18 protein-coding genes are annotated in these 22,235 nt (G+C 57.2%); 5 read left to right on the plus strand and 13 right to left on the minus strand.

Annotated elements, in window-relative coordinates:
- Positions 1-67 precede the first annotated feature (67 nt).
- Positions 68-1,477: an EmmdR/YeeO family multidrug/toxin efflux MATE transporter gene (locus HFD87_RS10540; RefSeq protein WP_010670873.1), complete on the minus strand. Its 1,410-nt coding sequence runs from the start codon at positions 1,475-1,477 to the stop codon at positions 68-70.
- A 466-nt stretch (positions 1,478-1,943) separates the two neighbouring features.
- On the opposite strand from HFD87_RS10540, the gene HFD87_RS10545 reads away from it, so the two are divergent.
- On the plus strand, positions 1,944-3,398 hold the full coding sequence (locus tag HFD87_RS10545; protein ID WP_010670874.1) for an AMP nucleosidase: 1,455 nt from the start codon (positions 1,944-1,946) through the stop codon (positions 3,396-3,398).
- A gap of 103 nt (positions 3,399-3,501) precedes the next feature.
- On the opposite strand, the gene HFD87_RS10550 is transcribed toward HFD87_RS10545, so the two are convergent.
- Together HFD87_RS10550 and HFD87_RS10555 are read right to left on the minus strand one after the other, a co-directional pair.
- A complete protein-coding gene (locus tag HFD87_RS10550) occupies positions 3,502-5,046 on the minus strand; it encodes a methyl-accepting chemotaxis protein (protein ID WP_124890062.1) in 1,545 nt (514 codons plus the stop codon).
- A gap of 1,201 nt (positions 5,047-6,247) precedes the next feature.
- A complete protein-coding gene (locus tag HFD87_RS10555; protein ID WP_167423384.1) occupies positions 6,248-6,541 on the minus strand; it encodes a hypothetical protein in 294 nt (97 codons plus the stop codon).
- Positions 6,542-6,835: 294 nt separating this feature from the next.
- On the opposite strand from HFD87_RS10555, the gene HFD87_RS10560 reads away from it, so the two are divergent.
- Positions 6,836-7,036, plus strand: a complete 201-nt coding sequence (locus HFD87_RS10560; protein WP_167423385.1) for a hypothetical protein — start codon at positions 6,836-6,838, stop codon at positions 7,034-7,036.
- A gap of 101 nt (positions 7,037-7,137) precedes the next feature.
- Entirely contained in the window at positions 7,138-7,656 is a 519-nt protein-coding gene (locus tag HFD87_RS10565) for a hypothetical protein (RefSeq protein ID WP_167423386.1), read from the plus strand.
- Between the two features lie 603 nt (positions 7,657-8,259).
- Here the strand turns inward: HFD87_RS10565 and HFD87_RS10570 are convergent.
- A complete protein-coding gene (locus HFD87_RS10570) occupies positions 8,260-9,558 on the minus strand; it encodes an NCS2 family permease (protein WP_212685931.1) in 1,299 nt (432 codons plus the stop codon).
- 422 nt (positions 9,559-9,980) lie between these two features.
- Here HFD87_RS10570 and HFD87_RS10575 point away from each other — a divergent pair, with 422 nt between their 5' ends.
- Positions 9,981-10,724 (plus strand): response regulator, encoded by a 744-nt coding sequence (locus HFD87_RS10575; RefSeq protein ID WP_010247750.1) that lies wholly within the window; start codon positions 9,981-9,983, stop codon positions 10,722-10,724.
- Here HFD87_RS10575 and HFD87_RS10580 read toward each other — a convergent pair whose 3' ends face one another.
- From HFD87_RS10580 to HFD87_RS10595, 4 genes are all read right to left on the minus strand, one after another.
- Complete coding sequence (locus tag HFD87_RS10580; protein WP_167423387.1) at positions 10,725-11,423, minus strand: D-lyxose/D-mannose family sugar isomerase; 699 nt, start codon at positions 11,421-11,423, stop codon at positions 10,725-10,727.
- Between the two features lie 44 nt (positions 11,424-11,467).
- Entirely contained in the window at positions 11,468-12,406 is a 939-nt protein-coding gene (locus tag HFD87_RS10585; protein ID WP_010247755.1) for an ABC transporter substrate-binding protein, read from the minus strand.
- A 90-nt stretch (positions 12,407-12,496) separates the two neighbouring features.
- A complete protein-coding gene (locus HFD87_RS10590; protein WP_010670880.1) occupies positions 12,497-13,477 on the minus strand; it encodes a ribose ABC transporter permease in 981 nt (326 codons plus the stop codon).
- A 10-nt stretch (positions 13,478-13,487) separates the two neighbouring features.
- The gene (locus HFD87_RS10595; protein ID WP_167423388.1) at positions 13,488-15,002 is read right to left on the minus strand and encodes a sugar ABC transporter ATP-binding protein; all 1,515 of its coding nucleotides are present in this window, start codon (positions 15,000-15,002) and stop codon (positions 13,488-13,490) included.
- A 147-nt stretch (positions 15,003-15,149) separates the two neighbouring features.
- Between HFD87_RS10595 and HFD87_RS10600 the strand changes: the two genes are divergently transcribed.
- Positions 15,150-17,765, plus strand: a complete 2,616-nt coding sequence (locus HFD87_RS10600; protein ID WP_167423389.1) for an ATP-binding protein — start codon at positions 15,150-15,152, stop codon at positions 17,763-17,765.
- Here the strand turns inward: HFD87_RS10600 and phnE (HFD87_RS10605) are convergent.
- From phnE (HFD87_RS10605) to phnP, 5 genes are all read right to left on the minus strand, one after another.
- Positions 17,719-18,603 carry a phosphonate ABC transporter, permease protein PhnE gene (phnE, locus tag HFD87_RS10605; protein ID WP_167423390.1) on the minus strand — a complete coding sequence of 295 codons (885 nt, stop codon included), beginning with the start codon at positions 18,601-18,603 and terminating at the stop codon, positions 17,719-17,721. The genes HFD87_RS10600 and phnE (HFD87_RS10605) overlap by 47 nt on opposite strands.
- Positions 18,600-19,460, minus strand: coding sequence for a phosphonate ABC transporter, permease protein PhnE (gene phnE, locus HFD87_RS10610; protein ID WP_010670882.1), 861 nt, complete (start codon positions 19,458-19,460; stop codon positions 18,600-18,602). The genes phnE (HFD87_RS10605) and phnE (HFD87_RS10610) overlap by 4 nt, the downstream gene beginning before the upstream one ends.
- Before the next feature lie 93 nt (positions 19,461-19,553).
- Complete coding sequence (gene phnD, locus HFD87_RS10615; RefSeq protein ID WP_010247773.1) at positions 19,554-20,480, minus strand: phosphonate ABC transporter substrate-binding protein; 927 nt, start codon at positions 20,478-20,480, stop codon at positions 19,554-19,556.
- 26 nt (positions 20,481-20,506) lie between these two features.
- Positions 20,507-21,337 carry a phosphonate ABC transporter ATP-binding protein gene (gene phnC, locus HFD87_RS10620; RefSeq protein WP_167423391.1) on the minus strand — a complete coding sequence of 277 codons (831 nt, stop codon included), beginning with the start codon at positions 21,335-21,337 and terminating at the stop codon, positions 20,507-20,509.
- A gap of 78 nt (positions 21,338-21,415) precedes the next feature.
- Positions 21,416-22,186 carry a phosphonate metabolism protein PhnP gene (phnP, locus tag HFD87_RS10625; RefSeq protein WP_064703786.1) on the minus strand — a complete coding sequence of 257 codons (771 nt, stop codon included), beginning with the start codon at positions 22,184-22,186 and terminating at the stop codon, positions 21,416-21,418.
- Between the last annotated feature and the right edge of the window lie 49 nt (positions 22,187-22,235).

Genomic DNA, 22,235 nt, shown 5'->3' on the forward strand with positions numbered 1-22,235 from the left:
ATTTTTAATGGTGCTGAAAGAGGTAAGACGCCTTTCCCCACGGCGGGTGAAAGGCGTTAACAACGCGCTAACCGGTTTTCGCGATCATTTTTCGATAGCGGTTGAGCCACTTGCCGCTGTTAAGTCGCCACCAGAAGAAGATGCCACGCACCGTCCAGTCGAGGAACATTCCCAGCCAGACACCGGTCACGCCCATCCCCAGTTCAATACCGAGCAGGTAGCCGACCACCACGCGGGCGCCCCACATGCTGAACATCGACACATACATGGTGTAACGCGCATCGCGTGCGCCCTTGAGACCGGCAGGTAGCACCCAGGAAGCGGCCCATAACGGCATAAACAGCGCGTTAAGCCAGATCAGCTGCTTCGTCACGTTAATTACTTCCGGGTCGCTGGTATAAAACCGTGCCAGCAACCCGGCCAGCGGCACCGTCAGCAGGGCCATCGCGGTCAGGCAGACCGTCGCCAGCCAGAAGACGTGCCGCACCTGGCGTTCCGCCTGGAACACCTGATTCCTGCCCAGACGGGTACCGGTGATAATCGTTGAAGCCGAACCCAGCGCATTGCCTGGCAGGTTGATCAGTGAGGCGATAGAAAAAGCGATAAAATTACCGGCAATCTCGCTGGTGCCCATTCCGGCAACAAACACCTGTGTGAGCAGTTTACCGCCGTTGAACAGCACCGACTCGATACTGGCAGGCACGCCTATACCTAAAACTTCCATCAGAATGCTGCTGTTCCAGCGCCGGAAATAGCTCGACAGCGTGATTTTCAGTGAGGCGTTAAAGCCGATCATCAGCACGTAAATCACCGCGATCGCCCCGATATAGCGGGTGATGGTCAGTCCGAGCCCGGCACCGATAAACCCTAAACCGTCCCACGAGAAACAGCCATAAATCAGCACGCTACTGATGATGATGTTGAGGATGTTCATGCCGCCGTTAATCAGCATCGGAATTTTGGTATTACCTGCACCGCGCAGCGCCCCGCTGCCAATCAGGGTGATGGCGGCGGCCGGATAGCTCCAGGCGGAAGTCTGCAGATAGCTCAGCGCCAGCGCTTTGACTTTTGGATCGGCGGCACCGGCAATCGCATCGACAATCAGATGGCCCCAGAACTCAATGGCGATGACCAGCACAAAGGCGAGTATCGTCATCATGGCCAGCGACTGACGCGTGGCGGCACGGGCGCGCTTGCCGTTGCGTTTTGCCAGGCTGAACGCCACCACCACCGTGGTACCGAGATCAATGGCAGCAAAGAACGAGATGATCACCATGTTGAAGCTGTCGGCCAGGCCGACGCCCGCCATCGCCTCTTTTCCCAGCCAACTGACCAGGAAGGTGCTCAGTACGCCCATCAATAGCACACAGGCGTTCTCGAAAAAGATAGGCACTGCTAATGGCGATATCTCACGCCAGTAGAGCGTGCGATACGAACGGCGTTTCGGGTACCACGCCGTGCGCTTGATCGCCTGCATCACTGCTACGCCGGGATTTTGCAAAGGATTACCAAATCAGAAGAGACTGGACAGGAGTTCTAATGATGATAGTGGGCAGAGAAATATGCAAAGTCTTTCCGGTGCAAATTAATCATGGTTACAAACTTTTTAATGCCGCCACGGCACAATCTGCCTCACTGCCCCGCCCGCTGTAGCAAACCTGATTATTTCCCTGACGTTATGATCGGTTGGCCATGCTTTGCTGCTGGCGGTTTTTCCGCCATCTCCTCATCGGTAACGCATTCAAACGTGGCGAACCACCCCTTCTGATAGTAAAGATTTTCTTACTGGATTTCAGTGCAGCGGATCCTCACTTAAAACAGCACTGCTCAGAATTCGCGCTTCGCTGGCGCAAAAAAACGGCGATCACAGATTCTTCACCAATCTCCGCAACAAACCCGCTAAGCTTGGGGCAAATTGCGGAAAAAAAATGGAAGGAGAAACCATGCCGACACTACGGAAAAACCTGACCAGCCAGCAGGCGCTGGATGAACTTGAACGCCTGTACGATGGCGCCGTCGATGCGCTGCGCGAGGCGATTAAAGCCTTTACCGAAAACGGCACGCTGCCCGATGCCACCGCGCGGGCGCAGGGACTATTTGTTTACCCGGAGCTGCGCATCACCTGGCGCGGCGACGGTCCGCAGCAGAACCGTACGCGTGCCTGGGGACGTTTCACCCACACCGGCAGTTACAGCACCACCATCACCCGCCCGGCGTTGCTGCGCCACTATATTTCGGAACAGCTTCAGATGCTGGAGAAGGAGTATCAGCTGGAGATCGACGTGGGGCCCTCCAGTCAGGAGATCCCCTATCCTTACGTGATCGACGGTTCCGACCTGTCACTGGATCGCACCATGAGCGCCGGTATTGCGCGCCACTTCCCGACCACCGAGCTGTCACAGATTGGCGATGAGACCGCCGATGGCCTGTTCCACGCCGATGCAAAATCCCCTCTGTCGCACTTCGACGCGCTGCGAACCGACTTCTCGCTGGCCCGCCTGCGCCACTACACTGGCACCAGCGTAGAGCACTTCCAGCCGTTTGTGCTGTTCACCAACTACACCCGTTATGTTGATGAGTTTGTGCGCTGGGCGATCGAGCAGGTGCGCGATCCCAGTACCCCTTACGACAGCCTGGCCTGCGCGGGCGATGTGGTGCTGACCGCCGACACCGCTGACAGTGAATCGATGCTCTCGGATCTGGCGTGGAAGAAGCACCAGATGCCCGCCTGGCATCTCACCTCGCCGAATCGTCGCGGTATTACGCTGATTAATATTGGTGTTGGCCCGTCGAATGCCAAAACCATCTGCGATCATCTGGCGGTGATGCGTCCACATGCGTGGCTGATGATTGGTCACTGTGGCGGTCTGCGCGAGAGCCAGCGGATTGGTGATTATGTGCTGGCCCATGCCTATCTGCGCGACGATCACGTGCTGGACAGCGTGCTGCCGCCTGATATCCCGGTACCCAGCATTGCCGAAGTGCAGCGCGCGCTGTATGACGCCACCAAATCAGTGAGCGGCATGCCAGGCGAAGAGGTGAAGCAGCGGTTGCGTACCGGCACCGTGGTGACCACGGACGACCGCAACTGGGAACTGCGCTACTCCGCTTCGGCACTGCGCTTTAACCTGAGCCGTGCGGTGGCGGTCGATATGGAAAGCGCCACTATTGCCGCACAGGGTTATCGTTTCCGGGTGCCATATGGCACGCTGCTGTGCGTTTCAGACAAGCCGTTGCACGGTGAGATTAAGCTGCCCGGTCAGGCGAACCGTTTCTATGAAGGGGCGATTTCGGAGCATCTGCAGATTGGTATTCACGCTGTTGAGCTGCTGCGCGCCGAGGGCGATAAGCTGCATTCGCGTAAGTTGCGTACCTTTAATGAGCCGCCTTTCAGGTAAGCGTTAGCCGGCTGATGCGAGGAATAAGGCCGGTACTGCTGACAGGCAGTACCGGCCTCTTGCTTTGGAATTTACCCAATGCGCATGTCAGCGCCGGGATAATTTATACTTTAAAGGTCTCTACAATCAGCCTGAGAGACTGCGCTTGCTCAGAGAGAGACTGAGAAGCACTTGATGATTCTTCTACCAGAGCAGAGTTATTTTGCGTCACCCCATCCATCTGGCTGACTGCAATACTCACCTGAGAAATCCCCTGCATCTGTTCAGCCGACGACAGCGCAATAGCATCCATGGATTCAGCCAGTTCATCCACTAAATGCACGACTTTGAGAATACTCAAACCCGTATCACTGGCAACAGTGACGCCGCATTCAACCTGTCCGACAGCCTGCTCTATTAACGCTTTAATATCTTTTGCGGCAGTCGCACTACGTTGTGCAAGCGTTCTGACTTCAGACGCGACGACAGCGAAGCCCCTTCCCGTCTCTCCCGCTCGTGCCGCTTCAACGGCTGCGTTCAGGGCAAGAATATTAGTCTGGAATGCGATGCTTTCGATGACGGCGGTGATATCTCTGACTTTAGACGCGCTTTTTGAAATATCACTCATCGTATCTGACATTCGTTTGACGTCCGTTTCCCCTCGTTTTGCAATCGAGGCGGTATCTCTCGCTGAGTTGGCTGTGTCCCTGGCAGTTTTGCTGTTATTTTGTACCGTAGCGGTGAGCTGTTCCATACTCGCAGCCGTTTCCTGCAAGGCAGCGGCCTGCTGTTCAGTGCGGGATGCAAGCTCATTGTTTCCTTCAGAAATCTCATTCGCAGAAAGGGCGACTGAAGAAGAGCCTGATTTAATCTCTGAAACGATATCCCGTAACCGAACCTGCATGCTGTTTAAAGAGGCCATGAGACTGAGAGTGTCATTTTTCTTCAAGCTAACCGGTGTGGTCAGATCCCCATTAGTGATCGCATTAGCAAGTTTCCGCGCTGTACTCGGTTCATCGCCAAGCTCGCTCATGAGTTTACGAATAAGATAGATGCTGGTGCCCGTGCCGAACAAAATAGCCGCAACTAAAAGCGTCACCAGGATGATGTAGGCTCTTTCGGTATTTTTCGCGTTTTGAATAACTGAGTCATCCGACTGCTTTGCCAGGATTTCACTCATCAGGGTAAGACCTTCAAGCAGCGGAACCTGAGCGGGTCTGACTTTTTCCAACAGATACTTAACGGTGATATCACTTTTTTTAGCCAGTGCCAGCGGAACAGTGTTACTGAAGGCATCCAGAGCATTTTTCTCGCTGTCACTGATCTTCGCAAAGGCTTTATATTCTTCCGTATCGCCAGACTGGCTGATCATCGTATTCAGTTGATCCCTGCTGGCTGCAAATTTAGCCTTCAGTTTAACCAGACGATCAGACTGCTCCTGGATAAGAGCCTGATCTGAAAAGAGTGATAAATTCCTGACGGTTATCGCCATATCACGCTGCGCCAGGGTAAGTTCATTGATTAATTTTGTTTTTTTCATATCACCCTGAACAACTGACTCAAGCGTGCTTTTAGCCTGATATAAAGAGTGAATAGCGACAACGATACATATGGAGAAAAAGATGATTAACGTGCCAAATCCGGAACCGAGGCGCGTAGAGATTTTCATTAAAATTCCTTGAAGGGGGGCGGCGATATAGATCTATCGGCATCTCTTTTTTTAACTTCAATGAATATTTATCACATAAATAATATTAACCAGAATTAATGGCACCGCTGCAAAGCATCACAAAAACTCATAAATTTGTCAGGCTTTGATGCTTTCCAGTTCAACCAGAAATCGTTTTTTTGTGCGTTATAAACAATCAGAACCCTTATGCATACCGTTGTCTTAACTTATTACTGCGTTACGCTACACTGGTTTGCATGTCATAAAAATTTCATTTAACCCTTGCAGGCGCGGCTTTTAAGGCTGCTACAACCTGGATGCTTTTCGCATGCAAAAAACACCGAAATAAAAACCAGGAATACATAAATTATAATTATAAATAACGTCAGGAACTTCTGTACATCACTTTAAACGCGGGCCGGTTCTGTGACGTCTCGCAGGATATGAATGCTTTATTAGTTCGAAGAATATGGCAGAACAGATCGGCATAAGGATGCTTCAGCCCGGCCGCAGCAATCCAGCCTTCAGGCAGAAAACGCCCTGAGTGCGTTGATGAGCGTGCCCGTCTGCACGATAGCCCTGGTCTGATATGCATCACGAATAAACTCTCCATCATCAGCCCTTGATACGAACGGATAGCCCGGGCAATCGCAGAGAGAAATAGGTTTGCCTGACCCACGCATCAGCTGCAGTAACAGATGAAATTAAAAACCGTAACATAACTGAAGCATATTGCAGACGAAATATAAAAACATACACAGCAACAAAAAACATCATTATTGAGCTTGTCACTCCATAATTGCTGTGCAATATAAATAACAGCAGACTGTAGAAGCTATTTCTTAAAATTAGTGCCACATACTGGCAATGTATTCCCGCCTTTCACATAAAATAAAATAAAGGACGCATAAAGAAACCCCAAAATGGAGGAAGACTGACAAGAAGTATTTGAGGAAAATTAACATACCTTTGGCAGCGCAGATAATAAATTTAATTACTCACTTAAAGAGGATTTATTGTGAAAGTTAAAAATATGACTGTGTTAGCGAGTATGGTTTTATTCTACTCCGCTCAGGGTATGGCCAGGCAATTTGATATCAGTGCAGCAAACATTGACGTCAATACCTCTAAGTTTTCCTTCATTCTTACTGGTGCGGGAGGTGCCGGCGGCGCAGGTGGCGCGGGGGGTGCAGGAGGCGCGTTAGGCGGGCAAGGTGGTGCCGGAGGTGTTGGAGGCGCCGGAGGTGCTGGCGGAAGTGATGGTAATGGCGCCGCTAACGCCAGCCAGAATGGTAATAATTCCAATAATGATAACGGCAGTAAAAACGGCAACGGTTCTGATCAGGGTAATAACAGTAATAACGGCACCGGGAATGCTAACGGGAGTGGTGACGGTAACGGAAATGATGCAGGCAACGGCGGTGGTAATGGAGGAGGTGATGGTGGCGGTGATGGCGGCGGTGATGGCGGCGGAGACTGATAGTCTGGCGTCCATTAACTAAAAAGCTCCTGTTTGTAACCGTTATAGCAGGAGCATTATCACTGTTAGCACAGGAACAGCACATGAAACTTACCAGAAGTTACCCATTATTTTTAGCCACCGTACTGACAGTGGCATGTCCGTTTTACTCGCTGGCTCAGACTGCCAGCGACATGAATACTTCATCTTCAAATACCTCCCTCCAGCCCTCAGCAGGCAAAGACGGACAACAAGGCAATGGTGAAAACGGAGGCGCGGGAGGCAAAGGAGGCGTTCCGGGAGAAGGTACTAACGGAGGAAAAGGAGGTAATGGCGGCAATGGCGGCAATGGCGGCAATAGTGGCAATAGTGGCAATAGTGGGAGTGCCGATAATCCCGATACATCAAGTAAAGGTGGTGCAGGCGGTGCGGGTGGCGCAGGCGGTGCGGGTGGCACAGGTGGTGCGGGCGGCGCAGGCGGTGCGGGCGGTGCGGGTGGTAACGGAGGGACCGGTGGAGAAAGTTTTCTGAAAAGGATTTTCAAATGAAAACAATCACTTTGTTAGCTTCGCTAATCATCATTCCGTATGCGCATGCTGAGTACAAAACGGATATGTTGAGTACACACCATAATGTCATTCTCATTGATGCCGCTGCAGGTTCTGATGGCGGACCGGGTCAGAACGGCGGTGCCGGGGCCAATGGCGGTCCGGGTGAAAATGGAGGACGAGGGGGAAACGGAGGTATCGGAGGAAATGGAGGGTCAGGAGGAAACGGTGGTGCCGGAGCCAATGGCGGTGATGGCGGAAATGGCGGCCTGGGAGGAAGCGGCGGAAATGGCGGGAACGGAGGTGCTGGACAGAATGGCCAGGCCGGAGGCAATGGCGGGAATGGAGGAAACGGCAGTATGGGGGGAGATGGCGGAAACGGTGGAAATGGAGGGGATGGCAGCAATGGTAGTGCTGGTGGCGCAGGGGGGAACGGAGGGAATGGTGGCAGCACGGGAGGTGACGGCGGTGCGGGAGGTAACGGTGGTGACGGGGGAGATGGCGGCGACTAAATTCAACCACGCCTTAATATCTCTTCTCTCCTGGCAGCCGGCTTATAAAACAGGCCAGAACAGCAATTATCACGGGTTAATTCACAGCTAAAACAGGCATTTTAATAACTCTGATTTAGCGTAAGAAAACTTTCCGTCAGCTCCGTCAGCTCAACATTAAAATCAGCTTACCTGAACTAACTAAAACGCTCAGAGATCCTGTCAACGCTAACTATGTATGAAACCCCTCTTGTTTTGCCATCAGGGAAAGTCAGCTTAGAGCTGGCGTAAAGTGGAGCCCCGGATTTTTGATAGCCATGATGTGAGAAATAATGGAATTAAATACACCGCTGAAATGGAGTAACAAGTAACAACAAACGCCACAAGTGAAATGCTTTTATAATTTAAACGCACAAACGAGAACAGCCGTGAATAACGACAACTCCGCCATATGCGCTCTATTGCAATGTTTCGCAGTGTATCAGACACCGCCTGCCCCATAGACTGGCGGACGATGCCCGCTCAGTGTTAACGCGCGGCTAAGTGATCTGAAACTCCCATACGTCTGGCGGGCGTAACCCTCTCAGCGCTAACGCGCGGCTAAGTGAACTAAGACGCCCCATCGCCTGGGCAGGCGTAACCTGCTCATAGCCAGCCCGCTGCACAGCGAAATCCGCCCGCTGCTAAGCGCCCCCCCCCTGCCGCCAGGCAACAACTAAGCACTCAACCATCCCAGCTTAATCACAAACAGAATCGACAGGATCACCAGCGCCGCATTCACCTCTTTCGCACGTCCGCTCAGCAACTTCACCAGCGTCCAGGTAATAAAACCAAACGCGATGCCGTTGGCGATCGAATAGGTCAGCGGCATGGTCAGCGCGGTCACGGTGACCGGCGCGGCGGTGGTGATATCTTTCCAGTCAATCTCTGCCAGGCCCGAGGCCATCAGCACCGCTACAAACAGCAACGCAGGCGCGGTGGCATAAACCGGAACACTGGAGGCCAGCGGCGAGAAAAACAGGGCCAGCAGGAACAGCACGGCGACCACAATCGCGGTCAGGCCGGTACGGCCACCGGCACTCACGCCCGCCGCCGATTCCACATAACTGGTAGTGGTCGAGGTGCCGAGCAGTGAACCAAACAGCGCAGCCGCACTGTCAGCAATCAGCGCACGGCCCATCTTCGGCACGTTACCCTGCTCATCCGCCAGACCGGCGCGTTTGGTCACACCCAGCAGCGTGCCCGTGTTATCAAACACATCAACAAACAGGAAGGCAAAAATCACGCTGATCAGGCCGACGTTAAACGCGCCGGCAATATCCAGCTGCATAAAGGTCGGTGCAATCGACGGCGGTGCAGAGAAGACCCCGGCAAAGGGCGACAGACCAATGCCCATGGAGATAAAGGTCACCAGCAGAATACCGATCAGCACTGCGCCCGTCACCCGACGCGCTTCCAGTACCACGATAACCACAAAGCCAAGCATCGCCAGCAGCGGACCCGGTTTAGTCAGGTCGCCAATGCCCACCAGCGTCGCCGGGTTATCGACCACGATACCCGCCCCTTCCAGCGCAATCAGCGCCAGAAAAAGCCCGATACCGGCACCAATCCCGGCGCGCAGCGGCAGCGGAATACTGGCAATAATCCATTCACGAATCTTAAATAGCGACATCGCGAAGAAAATCACCGCCGAGAGAAACACCGCGCCCAGCGCAATCTGCCACGTGTAGCCCATGTGCAGCACAACGGTGTAGGTGAAAAAGGCGTTCAGTCCCATACCCGGAGCCAGCGCAATCGGATAGTTGGCGATCAGCCCCATCAGCACGCAGCCAATCGCCGCCGCCAGACAGGTGGCGACAAATACCGCGCCCTTGTCCATGCCGGTTGCGCCCAGAATGCTTGGGTTCACAAACAGAATATAAGCCATCGCCAGGAAGGTGGTGATCCCGGCGATAATCTCAGTACGAACCGTCGTGTTATGCGCTTTGAGTTTGAATAGTTTTTCTAACATCATCATCTCTCGATACAGGAGACATCAGTCTCACTTGCCAAAGGGGTTTGCATGCTGATTATTCTGTTTCCGGGACACTGATGCCGGCCGCTGCATACTTGCGTGCCAGAATCGCCTGAAATCCCTGACTTACCCACTGCCCAAAGCAATTGCCATGCCATCTACCGACGCAATCGATTACCTGGCAGAGCCGGGTACGGCTAAGAGAATTCCGAACCAAAACGAGGCGCGATTATGGTGCAATGCACCGATGCCGCGCAATCGTTTTCCTGCGGCAAACGGCGAGCCCCGAAAAACTCTGCGCCAGCGCACGCTTCCGCACTCTCACAGGCGAAGCTGGTCACGTTTCAGCACGCTGCCTCAGCAAGCTTTTTTGGCCTGTGTAGACTCCTGAATTAACTCTTTCGTAACATTGAGGCCGCGCAATGAAGCCAGCAATTTTGGTGGTGGATGATGATCCTGCAGTCTGCGACGTCTTGCAGGATGCGTTAAGTGAACATCTGTTAACGGTCTACCGCTGTCATCAGGGACGCGAGGCGCTATCGATGCTCAGCGAACACCCGGAAATCTCGCTGGTGATGCTGGATATGATGCTGCCCGATACCAACGGGCTACTGGTATTGCAGCAGCTTCAGCGTCAGCGACCCGAAGTGCTGGTGATTATGCTGACCGGTATGGGTTCTGAAGCGGAGATGGTGGTGGGCCTTGAGATGGGCGCAGATGATTACATCGCCAAACCCTTTAATCCACGCGTGGTAGTAGCGAGAACCCGGGCGGCCCTGCGTCGCAGCGGACGCATAGCGCAGGCCGACCCTGAACAGGAGGGCTGGCGTTTTGGCGGCTGGCAACTGGATGATGGCCGCTGCCAGCTGTTTAATCCGCAGCGCGAGCTGGTGCCGCTGACCCAGGGGGAATATAGCCTGTTACGCGCGCTGGTTCGCCACGCCCGAAAAGTGCTGACCCGCGATCAGTTGCTGGAGCTGACCCATAGCGAAAGTCTCGACGTGTTTGACCGCACCATCGATGTGCTGATCATGCGGCTGCGCCGTAAAATCGAAACCAACCCGCACCAGCCCGACCTGATCCGCACCATTCGCGGACTGGGTTATGTCTTTTCGGCCGATGTGGTGAAACCCGATTCGACAACGCGTGCCAGTCAGATTGCCTGATTAGGCCTGACGCGCGCAGGATAGCCAGTGCGCGTAATCATTACACAGCAGCCAGCGCGGCGCTTCATCCTCCTCCAGTGGGTTGAAACGAGCCAGCGGCGTCAGAAACACATTGTCGTTTTCGTCATCGTTGGGCATCGACACCTCGCCCACCAGCACGTCGCCGAAGCCACTTTCACCCCAGAAACTGTGCCAGATGCCCGCCTCCAGCGTCACGCTTTCACCCGGTGAGAGCCGTAGCTGTGAACCGGCGGCATGGGTCTGGCGCAGGCCATCCAGCGAAACCGCCACCAGCGAGTCAGCCAGCCCGTCACCGTTGCGGTTATGCAGTTCGACAATCAGATTTCCGCCGCCGCGATTAATGATGTCTTCCATCTTGTGCGGATGGTAGTGCATCGGCGTCTGCTGCCCTTCCCGCACGTGCATTATTTTCTCGGCGTAGGGTTTATGCCACGGCTGCCCGCCTGGTGAACCGTTGCGCAGAGTAAACAGCGTCAGCCCGGTCTGCAGAAAATCAGCTGCGCCAAAACTGGTGAGATCCCAGCCCAGCCGCAACGCCAGAATCTCCTGCGCGACCTCACGATCCTGAGCCCGCCACTGGCTCACATCGAAATCGGCCCACGGCGGCAGATGCACATCCTGCTGTCGGAAAAACTCGCGCGTATGTTGCAGGTAATAATTAACCTCTGAACGTTGCATGGTGGCCTCCTGAGAGCGGCACCCTAAAAGTGCCGCCCTAAAGCTTATTTCACCGTCCAGCCCTGATAGCTGCCGATATTATTACGATCGATCAGTTTCACCGGGATCAGCACCGGCTTATCGGGTGCCGGTTTGCCCTGCAGAATGTCATAACCAATCTCGACCGCTTTGGCGGCCATGACCTGTGGATCCTGCGCAGGCGTCGCGACGAACAGTGAATTCTTGCGCTTGAGCGCCTCTTCACCGTCCGGCGAGCCATCAACGCCAACGATAAAGAACTCACTGCGCTGCGCCTGTTTCGCCGCTAAGTCTGCACCAATCGCTGTCGGGTCGTTGATGGCAAACACCGCATCAATTTTTGGATTGGCAGAAAGCAGACCGGTCATGACTTCCAGTCCGCCTTCACGACTGCCTTTGGCGTTCTGGTTGTAAGAGAGCAGCTTGATGTCAGGATGGGTTTTCAGTTCGGTCATGCAGCCTTCAACGCGGTTCTGCACCGCAGAGACCGGTGGTCCGTTGATGATCACCACGTTACCTTTGTTCTTCAGGCGGTCAGCAATATATTTACAGGCCATTGCGCCCGCCTCGGTGTTATCGGAGGTGATGGTCGCATTCGCGCCATCGGCCGCCACGTCGACCGCCACCACGACGATACCGGCATCACGCGCCCGCTTCACCGCCGGAGCGATCCCTTTGGAGTCGGCGGCGTTGAGAATAATCATGTCGACTTTGGCCGCAATAAAGTTATCAATCTGGCCCACCTGCTGACCGAGATCGTAGCCGCTGGAGACCAGCGTCACATTCACCTTATCGCCCGCCAGCTGACGTGCCTTCATCTCAGCGCCTTTGGTGATCTGCACGAAGAAGGGGTTTGCCAGATCGCCGACCGTTACGCCGATAGATTTGAGTTCTTTTGCCTGAGCCAGGCCGGTACTGAACAGCGTCGCCGCCAGCAGCCCGGTTACAATCGGATTAAAACGCATAGACCTTCTCCTGCTGTTTTCAAGGTGCCAACCACTTAATGGCGTTTTTTAGGTTGCGGAGGTGAAATAGCACATCCGCCCTTATAAGACTCAACTCACATGATGACGGGTACGGTATTTGTCGATCAGGACCGCGATGATGATGACCGCACCCTTGATTACCAGCTGCCAGAAATAGGAGACCCCCATCAGCGTCATGCCGTTATTCAGCGTGGCGATAATCAGTGCGCCAATCAGGGTGCCGGTGATGGTGCCGATGCCGCCGACAAAGCTGGTGCCGCCGAGGATCACCGCCGCAATCGCATCCAGCTCATAGCCCACCCCAAGGTTGCCGTTGGCGCTGTAAAGCCGCGAGGCGCTCATCAGACCGCCCAGCCCCGACAGCAGGCCGCTCATGCCGTAGACAAACAGCAGCACCATTCCGACCTTGATCCCGGTGAGACGCGCCGCCTGGATATTGCCGCCGACCGCGTAGATATGTACGCCCAGCGTGGTGCGGCGCAGGATGAACCAGCAGATGGCGATCACCGCAAAGGCAATCACAATCAGCCACGGCACTGGCCCGAGATAGCCGTTGCCGATCCACTCAAAGTTAATATCGGAGTTGATTACTGTGGTGCCATCCGCCAGCAGGTAAGCGGCTCCGCGCAGCGCGGTGTAGGTGCCAAGCGTGACGATAAAGGGCGGCAACCCGGCCCAGGCGACCAGGATGCCGTTGAATAGCCCCATCACCAGGCCTGCGCCCAGCGCCATCGGAATGGTCATGGAAGCCAGCATCGGATCCAGTGATGCCACCAGCGCCACCACCGCGGTGGTCCCCAGCATTGACCCCACCGACAGGTCGATGCCGCCGGTGAGGATCACAAAGGTCATGCCCGCCGCCAGCACGATATTAATCGACGCCTGACGGGTGATATTGAGCAGGTTTGCTTCGGTAAAGAAGTTCGGCGTGACGAAACCAAATACTGCCACGATCAGGATCAGAATCGGCAGGATACCCACCGTTTGCAGCAGATCGCCCATCAGGGCGCGTTTCAGCGTCGGTGCTTTGGTGCGGGCCAGTTGTGTCATGGTGGTCTCCTTAGATTTCGCCTGCTGACGCGCTGTGCGCACCGGTTGCCAGCGTCATAATATTTTCCTGACTGATGTGGCTGCCCTCCAGCTCACCGACGATGGTGCCTTCGTGCATCACGTAAACGCGGTCGCTCATCCCGACCACTTCCGGCAGTTCGCTGGAGATCATCAGAATCGCCACACCCTGCCGCGCCATCTCCTGCATCATCCGGTAGATCTCGCTTTTCGCCCCGACATCGACGCCGCGCGTCGGTTCATCGAGGATCAGGATGCGCGGACCAATCGCCACCCAGCGTGAAATCAGCAGCTTCTGCTGGTTACCGCCCGACAGACCGCCTGCCCGGACCTGAGCGTGAGGAACGCGAATATTGAGTGCAGCGATCGCCTCACTGGCGATGGTCTGCCCTTTGCGGCGGTTCAGCATCCCGTAACTGGCGTCACGTTCCAGCGTCGCCATCACGATGTTCTCCTGCGCCGCCATCTCCAGAAACAGTCCCTGCTCTTTGCGGTTTTCGGTGAGGAAACCGATGCCGCGTGCAATCGCATCGCGCGGTGAATGGATGGTGACCTTCTCGCCATCGATCCAGATCTCGCCCTCTTTCGGCTTGTGCACGCCAAAAATCAGCTGTGCCAGTTCGCTGCGGCCTGCGCCCACCAGCCCGGCCAGGCCGACAATCTCTCCGGCCCGCACTTCAAGACTGCTGGGATGCACTTTGCCGCCGTCGGTAAGGTGATTGACCGCCAGCCGGATATCACCCAGCGGGATAGCACGGTCTTTGTTAAACAGGTCGCTGAGCGGCCGTCCGACCATCATCCGCACCAGTTCGCTGGCGTTAAGCTGGTCACGGGTCAGGCTGCCCACATACTCCCCGTCGCGCAGCACGCTGACGCGGTCGGACAGCTCATATACCTCCGCCATGCGGTGGCTGATATAGATGATCGCCATGCCTTCGCTGCGCAGCCGTTTGATCAGCGCGAACAGCTGTTCGGTTTCGCGGTTGGAGAGCGCGGCGGTCGGCTCATCCATAACCAGAATGCGGCTGTTGCGCTGCAGCGCGCGGGCGATCTCCACCTGCTGCTGCTCGGCGATGCTCAGACGGCTGACCAGATCCCAGGCGCTGAACTGCGCGCCGAGCCGGTCAATGACCCGCTGCGCCTCTTCGGCCATCTGCCGCCGCCTGACCAGCCCGCCGGGCGCGATTTCGCTGCCGAGAAAAATGTTCTCCGCCACCGTCAGGTTGGGTGCCAGGTTGATCTCCTGATAAATCAGGGTGATCCCGGCGGCCAGTGCCTCTTTCGGCCCTTTCAGCGCCCAGGGCTTGCCTTCAATTAAAATTTCCCCGCTGCTGGCGGTATAGGCACCGGCCAGAATCTTCATCAGTGTGCTTTTACCCGCGCCGTTCTCCCCCATCAGCGCGTGGACCTCACCGGGGTAAACCGTGAGATCGACGCCCTTCAGGGCATAAAAGCTGCCGAAGCGCCGGGTAATTCCCCGCATTTCCAGTATCGGTGTGGCTGTCATCGCCTCGCTCCTGCGGACTGTGGATAGCCGTCAGTAAAGCAACGCCAGATAAACGGAAAATGTCAGCGGCCGTTCATATTTGTCATAAACGCCCGCCTGCACGCTCCTATACTCGGCCCATCGTTGCAGTGAATAAGAGGTCGTGGGATGCAGCGCACTTATCCGTGGCAGGCCGGGGCACGTGGACGCCTGTTGCTGTTCAATCTGCTGGTGGTGTCGGTCACGCTGATGGTCAGCGTGGTGGCGATCTTCGGCTTTCGTCATGCCGGGGCGATTCAGGAGCAGGCGCAGGCACAGACCCTGGCCGACATGAACGGCAGCCTGGCGCTGGCGCGGGATACCGCCAACGTGGCGACAGCGGCAGTGCGGCTGTCACAGGTGGTGGGCGCGCTGGAGTATCAGAGCGAATCACAGCGGCTGCAGCAGAATCAGCAGGCGTTGCAGCAGTCGCTGAGCCTGCTGGCCAGTGCGCCGCTGGCGGCACGTCAGCCGGAGCGCATCGCCCGGATCCGCGCCCGCAGCCTGATGCTGGAACAGACGATTAACAGCCTGCTGCTGACCGGCCACCAGCGTCATCTGCAGCGCAACAACATGCTGAGCGACCTGTGGCAGACGCAGATTCTGCTCAGCCATATCGACCAGCTGGTGCAGCGGGAACAGCGGACGCTGCCGGATGCCGCACTGCGGGAGCAAACCGAACGGCTGATCACCATCGCGATCCGCACACCCTCGCCCATCGCCGTCATCGAACAGCTCCAGCAGGTGATGGCGCAGTGGCGCAACGTGCCGCTGACGGGCGTGACTGGCGAAAATGTGCAGCGACTGCTGGCCACCCAGCAGCGCCTCCTGCCGCTGGCGGAGGCGCTGGAACAGAGCGACCTGGCGATCGCCTATGCCACCTACCGGATTAAAGCGCTGGTGGCGATGCTGAATGAAGATATCAGCGCCTCGGTGCAGCAGGTCGCGCTGCAAAGCGAGGCGCGTACCCTGGCGACCCACCGTGAGCTGGATTCCATCATCGGCTTTATCGCGCTGTTTGCGCTGCTGGCGCTGGCAATTACCGGCTATGCCGGTATCTACATCTACCGCAATCTCGGGTCGAGCCTGACGGCGATTGCCGGGGCCATGACGCGGCTGGCGCAGGGCGAGCAGAACGTCAGCGTGCCAGGGCTGCAACGCCGCGACGAGCTGGGCGAGCTGGCGCGGGCCTTTAACGTCTTTGCGCGTAATACCGCCTCTCTGGCTCACACCTCACGGCTGCTGAAAGAGAAGAGCAACCAGCTGGAATCCACCTTTCTGGCGATGCGCGACGGCTTTGCGCTGTTTGATAACAACGGGCAGCTGGTGGTGTGGAACGCCCAGTATGCGGAACTGCTCGGCATCGCGCCGCATGAACTGCATCGCGGCGTTCCCTGGCAGCAACTGCTGGCGCCGCTGGCGGTGGATCTGCACGATCCCGGTGAGCCGCAGGAGATCCGGCTGGACGATGGTCGTACGCTTGAGCTGCGCTTCAGCCCAATCCCGCGGCGCGGCATGGTCAATACCGTGCTGGACCGGACCTCGCGTAAAACGCTGGAGGAGGCGCTGCAGCACAGCCAGAAGATGAAGGCGGTCGGCCAGCTGACCGGCGGACTGGCGCACGACTTCAACAATCTGCTGGCGGTGATTATCGGCAGTCTGGCGCTGACCGAAGGCCAGCTGACGCCCGGCCCGCTGGCCAGCCGGATTGAGCGGGCGCGGCAGGCGGCCGACCGCGCTGCACAGCTGACCCAGCGGCTGCTGGCGTTCTCACGCAAGCAGGCTCTCTATCCCCGTGCGGTGTCGGTGGTGACGCTGGTGGATAACCTGCAGGGGCTGCTGCAGCACTCGCTGCTGCCCGGTCAGCAGCTGATTATTGATGCGCAGCGTCCCGGCTGGCCCGCCTGGATTGATGCCAGCCAGCTGGAAAATGCGCTGATGAATCTGGTGGTGAATGCCCGCGATGCGATGCATCAGCAAAGCGGTGAAATCCGGCTGCGCATCTGGAATCAGCGTCGTCTGGAGGGGGATGAAAAGCGTGACAGGGTCACAATCGAGGTGATAGACCACGGCTGCGGCATGTCGGCCGGGGTTCGTGAGCAGGTGTTTGAGCCTTTTTTCACTACCAAGGCTACCGGCAGCGGCAGCGGGCTGGGCCTGTCGATGGTTTATGGTTTTGTACGGCAGTCAGGCGGCCAGATCGAACTGGAAACCGCGCCAGGCCAGGGCACAACGGTGCGGCTGCTGTTGCCACGCGCGCCGGAAGCTGCCGTCGCGGCAGTGATCACCCCGCCATCGCCTGTGCACATTGAGACGGACATTGCGGCGGCCAGTAACCGGCTGGTGCTGGTGCTGGATGATGAACCGGCGGTGCGCCAGACGCTCTGTGAGCATCTGCATCAGCTGGGCTATCTGACGCTGGAGTGTGGTGACGGTGAAGAGGCGCTGGCGCTGCTGCGCCAGACACCTGATATCGACCTGCTGATCAGCGACCTGATGCTGCCCGGCGAGATTAACGGTGCGGAGGTGATCCGCCAGGCGCAGCAGAACTGGCCGCAGCTGGCGACGCTGCTCATCAGCGGTCAGGACCTGCGCCACCAGCCGGTGACGCTGCCGCTGTGCGAACGGCTGGCGAAGCCCTGGCAGCAGGCACAGCTGGTGCAGGCGTTACAGCGCGCCTGGCAGCGCAGCGAACGGCTTAATCGCGCCCAGCAGGCTGCCACAACGGTACCGGCTTCCCACTGATGTAGCGCTTGCGCAGGCGGCTGGAGATCACATCCATCACCATCACTACCACCACCAGAATCAGCGTCAGGAACATCACCACATCCCAGTTCCACAGGCGCATATTCTCAGCGTAAACCAGACCGACTCCCCCGGCGCCGACAAAGCCCAGCACCGCCGCTGAGCGGGTATTGGACTCTATCTGGTAAAGGCTCAGCGCCAGAAACTGCGGGAATGACTGGGTGAAGATGCCGAAGCGGTGTTTCTGCAGGCTGTTGGCGCCGACGGCGCCCAGTCCGCGACCCGGTGAACGCTCCACCGCTTCGTGCCCTTCGGCGTAGAGTTTGCCGAGCAGACCGACATCCTGCAGGATAATCGCCAGCACCCCGGCCAGCGGCCCCATGCCGACCGCCCGGACGAAGATCAGCCCCCAGATCGCCATGTCGATGCCGCGCAGCAGATCGAACAGACGGCGCATCAGAAACGCCAGCGGTTTCGCGGTTCGGCTGTGCATCACGTTGCGCGCCGCCAGAAACGACAGCGGCAGCGCCAGCAGCGAGGCAGTCAGCGTGCCGGCAAAGACAATCCCTAAGGTGATGCCGACCTGCGACAGATAGTAGCCAAACGGCCAGTTCAGGAAGTCGTGCCAGACAAACATCCGCAGGAAATAGCGCCCCAGCTGCTGGCAGCCCATCAGCAAACGCGACCACTCCAGACCAAACACCGAAAAGAAAAAGAGGTAATAGAGCAGCACCGCCAGTGTCATCAGCGCCAGGCGACGCAGATAGCGCGGCTGTGCGGCGAAGAGTTCACGATGCTGCTGCTTCATTAGCGCGATATCGGGAACGGTGCTTATCATGTCCTGTCTCCTGTCACACGGCGACGAAGCTGGCCGGAGAGCGTATCCAGCAGCGACACCACAATCAGGATCAGCAGCAGCGTAATACTGACCTGATCGTAGCGGTCCAGTTTGATGTTGGTCATCAGCTCCTGGCCGATGCCGCCTGCGCCGACCAGCCCAAGGATGGTTGAGGAGCGGAAGTTAATTTCCAGTCGCATAAAGCTGTAGGAGAGAAAGACCGGCTTAACCTGTGGCCAGAAAGCGAAGCGCATCCGCTGCAGTTTGCTGGCTCCGCAGGCCGCCAGGCCGCGTACCGGCTTATCTGACGCCGATTCAATCGCCTCGTAAAACAGCTTGGTCAGGCTGCCCACGGTGTGCAGCGCCAGCGCCAGAAAACCGGGGATCGCCCCGATGCCAAAGGCCATCACAAACATCACCGCCCACGCCAGCTCCGGCATGGTGCGCAGGAAGGCGACAAAGGCGCGAATCGTCATCCGCACGCTGACCGGCGTCTGAGTATTGTCGGCGGCGAAAAAGGCCAGCACCGCGGCCAGTGCCACCGCCACCAGCGTCGAAGCCAGCGCCAGTTGTAGTGTTTCCCAGATCAGCGGCAGCTGGATCGGCAGGCGATAGCCCCAGTAAGCCAGCGAGCCTTCGGTTTTGCCGTCGGCAAACAGCAGCGGCAGATGCAGCACCGGCAGGATTTCGTGCAGGTAGTCAAAGAAGTGCGGCAGCGACTGCCAGACGGTAAGCAGATTAAATTCTGCCACCCTGCCCGCCGCCAGGTAGAGTGCCACCAGCAGCAGTGACCAGAGCAGCGTGTCTCGTTTCTGCTGGCGGCGGATGCGTTGGTAGTAGTGTTCGAATTCGGTCAAAGGGGATCTCCGGCGCTAAAGCAGCGGGACGCAGGCGAGTTTGCCGCGTCCCGCTTTCCCCGCCTGAGCGGAGAAGGTAAGGAGTGGCTGGATTTAGCCGCGGCTGCCTTTCATCAGGTCGCGCTTCATATCGATGATGTTCTGATAATCGGCGACCGTCGCCTGACCGATATGCTGCTCGCCGCCCACCGCTTTCACGAAGCAGGCGTGATCTTCCTTATCCAGCTTTTTAATTGCCGACACCACTTTCGCTTTAAAGTCAGCGGGCAGCTTGTTGCTGACCAGCACCGGACCGTTGGGGATCAGCGGTGACTGCCAGATAATGCGGATCTGCTTCATCAGATCAGGATGGTCCATGCGGATCAGACGGCCAAACGCGCCAGAGGTATAGCCGCTGTTGTAGTCACCGACCAGTGAGGTCCAGGTCACTGCGCCATCAAACTGGTTATTCAGCACGCCCAGAATGTCCTGCTCATGGCCGCCGGAGAAGGTCACGCTGGAGAAGGTGTTGTTATATTTGTCATCCACTGAGCCGCCGAACATCTTCTTAAACGCCTGGTTCGGCATCAGGAAGCCGGACGTCGAGTCGGGATCGGCCATACCGAAAGATTTCCCTTTCAGGTCTTCCAGTTTTTTGTACGGGCTGTCCGCTTTGACGATCACCACCGAGTGGTAGCCGCGTGACTGATCTTTGTCATCCACCACAATGCCAACCACATCCACCGCTTTCGGGTCCTGAATGTAGACCGACGCAAACGAGGCTGGCGACATGCTCAGCACCATATCAATCTTGCCACCCAGCAGACCCTGAATCACGCCAGAGTAGTCGGAGGCGTTGCGCATCTGGGTATCCACACCCAGCTCTTTATCAAAGAAGGTCTTCACACACTGATTATCGCCAATCTGCTGGGTGGCGTTCTGACCGCCCAGAATCCCCAGATTAAGCTGTTTCGGCGCATCCGCTGCGCTGACACCAAACGCCATTACACTGGTCAGGAGTGCTAAAGAAGTCAGTTTCATTCGGGGTTGTTCTCTTGCTGTGGAAGTTAATGGATTTGGTTAAGTTCATCGCCGTACAGCTGGTGCAGCAGGCTGTCGGTCAGTCCTGAAGGATGGCCGTCAAACAGCACCACGCCGCGCTGAATGCCAATCACCCTGGTGCAGTAGCTTTTCACCAGCTCAATCGAGTGCAGGTTGACCATCACGCTGATGCCCTGCTCGCTGACCTGACGCAGCACATCCATGATGCGCTTGGTATTTTTGGGATCGAGTGACGCCACCGGCTCATCGGCCAGCAGGATTTTGGGGTTCTGCATCAGGGCACGGCAGATCGCCACACGCTGCATCTGCCCGCCAGAGAGGTTTTCCGCCCGCTGCAGCGCCTGCGGCAGCATGTTCATCCACTGCAGCAGTTCGATGGCGTGCGCCCGGTCATTGTCGGAGAAGATTTTAAAGAAGGATTTCAGCGTGCCGGTCTGGCTCAGACGGCCCAGCAGCACGTTGGTCAGCACGTCGAGGCGTGGCACCAGACAGAAATCCTGAAAGATCATGCCGCACTGGCTGCGCCATTCGCGCAGCTGGCGGCTGTTGAGCGTAACCACGTTACGATCCGCTTCGCCATGATGCAGACTGATAATCGCGCCGGAAGTCGCTTCAATCGTGCCGTTGAGCATGTGCAGCAGGGTCGATTTACCCGCGCCAGAGCGGCCAATCACCGCCACCAGCTCACCGGCGTGCAGGTCGAAACTGACCTGATGCAGCACCTGAGTGTCGCCGTAGGCTTTGCTCAGTTTCTGCACCGACAACACTTTTTGTCCGCTGAGGCTGGCCGGTGGCAGGTCGTTGTCGACCACCGTTTTCAGAAGTGCCTGTGCCATGGTTTCTCCGTCATCGCTGATTGCGTTCTGCGGGTTATTAAGGCGTGACGCGATGAACACGAGATGACAGTCAGATGATCAAACCGTGACAGGCCAGTGCGCGCCGCACAGCAATGTCTGGCCGTCACGGGCAGCCAGCACGCCGTCCGGCAACGGGTTCTCAGCTAACCAGTTATCCATCTCATGACTGAGATGGGTGAGCCAGGTCTGACGCGGCTGGAGCATCTCTGCTATCGCCAGCGCCTGGGTCACATCATTATGGTTTCGCGGTTCTGCTTGCGGCGGATCGTTGCAGTCAATCACCAGCTGGTCCAGCGGCTGACCGCGCAGGAAGTCGGCGGTGTCGGGTGGCAATCCGCAGGTATCACACAGCCAGGCGAGCCGGGTGCCGTGCCAGTCGAACAGATAGCCATGCGTCAGTTTCGAGTGTTGCAACGGCAGCGGCGTGACCTGCAGTTCTCCAAAGGCGTGCGCTACAAACGGCGTTAAGGCGGGACGGAAATCGAGCAGGCCAGGGTGTTTGTAGAGATCGTCACAGCCTCGCGGATCGGGTGGCCCCCAGACCGGAACCGGCGCACCCACTCCCCAGCGCAGCGCAAACAGCCCCTGCACATGATCCATGTGGTAGTGGGTCAGCAGAATGCGCGTCAGCGTGCCGGGCGGGAAGCGCGACGCCAGCAGCGGCAAGCCGGCATCCAGCAGGATGCGCTCGCGACCAAACTCAATCAGCGCGCTGCAGGGCGCACGCGCATAGCCACTGTTGAGCTGCGCACGCTGACAGGCGCGACAGGCGCAGCCCGGCAGTGGTGCGGCAGTGACCCCGCCAGTACCCAGAAAAGTGAGTTTCATTGATGCGCCTTCGGTGGCGGATGTCGATGCCGGACTGTCTCCGCCGGTG

It is taken from the genome of Pantoea sp. EKM21T (assembly GCF_011800405.1).
Classification (GTDB): Bacteria; Pseudomonadota; Gammaproteobacteria; order Enterobacterales; family Enterobacteriaceae; genus Pantoea; species Pantoea agglomerans.

Excerpts from the sequence above, each read along its gene's own strand:
- phnC (WP_167423391.1), bottom strand. The coding sequence starts at position 21,337 with ATGGCACAGGCACTTCTGAAAACGGTGGTCGACAACGACCTGCCACCG.
- HFD87_RS10570 (WP_212685931.1), bottom strand. The coding sequence starts at position 9,558 with ATGATGTTAGAAAAACTATTCAAACTCAAAGCGCATAACACGACGGTT.
- HFD87_RS10540 (WP_010670873.1), bottom strand. The coding sequence starts at position 1,477 with ATGCAGGCGATCAAGCGCACGGCGTGGTACCCGAAACGCCGTTCGTAT.
- HFD87_RS10550 (WP_124890062.1), bottom strand. The coding sequence starts at position 5,046 with ATGAAAATCTCTACGCGCCTCGGTTCCGGATTTGGCACGTTAATCATC.
- HFD87_RS10580 (WP_167423387.1), bottom strand. The coding sequence starts at position 11,423 with ATGCAACGTTCAGAGGTTAATTATTACCTGCAACATACGCGCGAGTTT.
- HFD87_RS10595 (WP_167423388.1), bottom strand. The coding sequence starts at position 15,002 with ATGACAGCCACACCGATACTGGAAATGCGGGGAATTACCCGGCGCTTC.
- phnP (WP_064703786.1), bottom strand. The coding sequence starts at position 22,186 with ATGAAACTCACTTTTCTGGGTACTGGCGGGGTCACTGCCGCACCACTG.
- HFD87_RS10585 (WP_010247755.1), bottom strand. The coding sequence starts at position 12,406 with ATGCGTTTTAATCCGATTGTAACCGGGCTGCTGGCGGCGACGCTGTTC.
- HFD87_RS10555 (WP_167423384.1), bottom strand. The coding sequence starts at position 6,541 with ATGGACGCCAGACTATCAGTCTCCGCCGCCATCACCGCCGCCATCACC.
- HFD87_RS10590 (WP_010670880.1), bottom strand. The coding sequence starts at position 13,477 with ATGACACAACTGGCCCGCACCAAAGCACCGACGCTGAAACGCGCCCTG.
- HFD87_RS10545 (WP_010670874.1), top strand. The coding sequence starts at position 1,944 with ATGCCGACACTACGGAAAAACCTGACCAGCCAGCAGGCGCTGGATGAA.
- HFD87_RS10600 (WP_167423389.1), top strand. The coding sequence starts at position 15,150 with ATGCAGCGCACTTATCCGTGGCAGGCCGGGGCACGTGGACGCCTGTTG.
- HFD87_RS10575 (WP_010247750.1), top strand. The coding sequence starts at position 9,981 with ATGAAGCCAGCAATTTTGGTGGTGGATGATGATCCTGCAGTCTGCGAC.
- HFD87_RS10560 (WP_167423385.1), top strand. The coding sequence starts at position 6,836 with ATGGCGGCAATGGCGGCAATGGCGGCAATAGTGGCAATAGTGGCAATA.
- phnE (WP_167423390.1), bottom strand. The coding sequence starts at position 18,603 with ATGATAAGCACCGTTCCCGATATCGCGCTAATGAAGCAGCAGCATCGT.
- HFD87_RS10565 (WP_167423386.1), top strand. The coding sequence starts at position 7,138 with ATGTCATTCTCATTGATGCCGCTGCAGGTTCTGATGGCGGACCGGGTC.
- phnD (WP_010247773.1), bottom strand. The coding sequence starts at position 20,480 with ATGAAACTGACTTCTTTAGCACTCCTGACCAGTGTAATGGCGTTTGGT.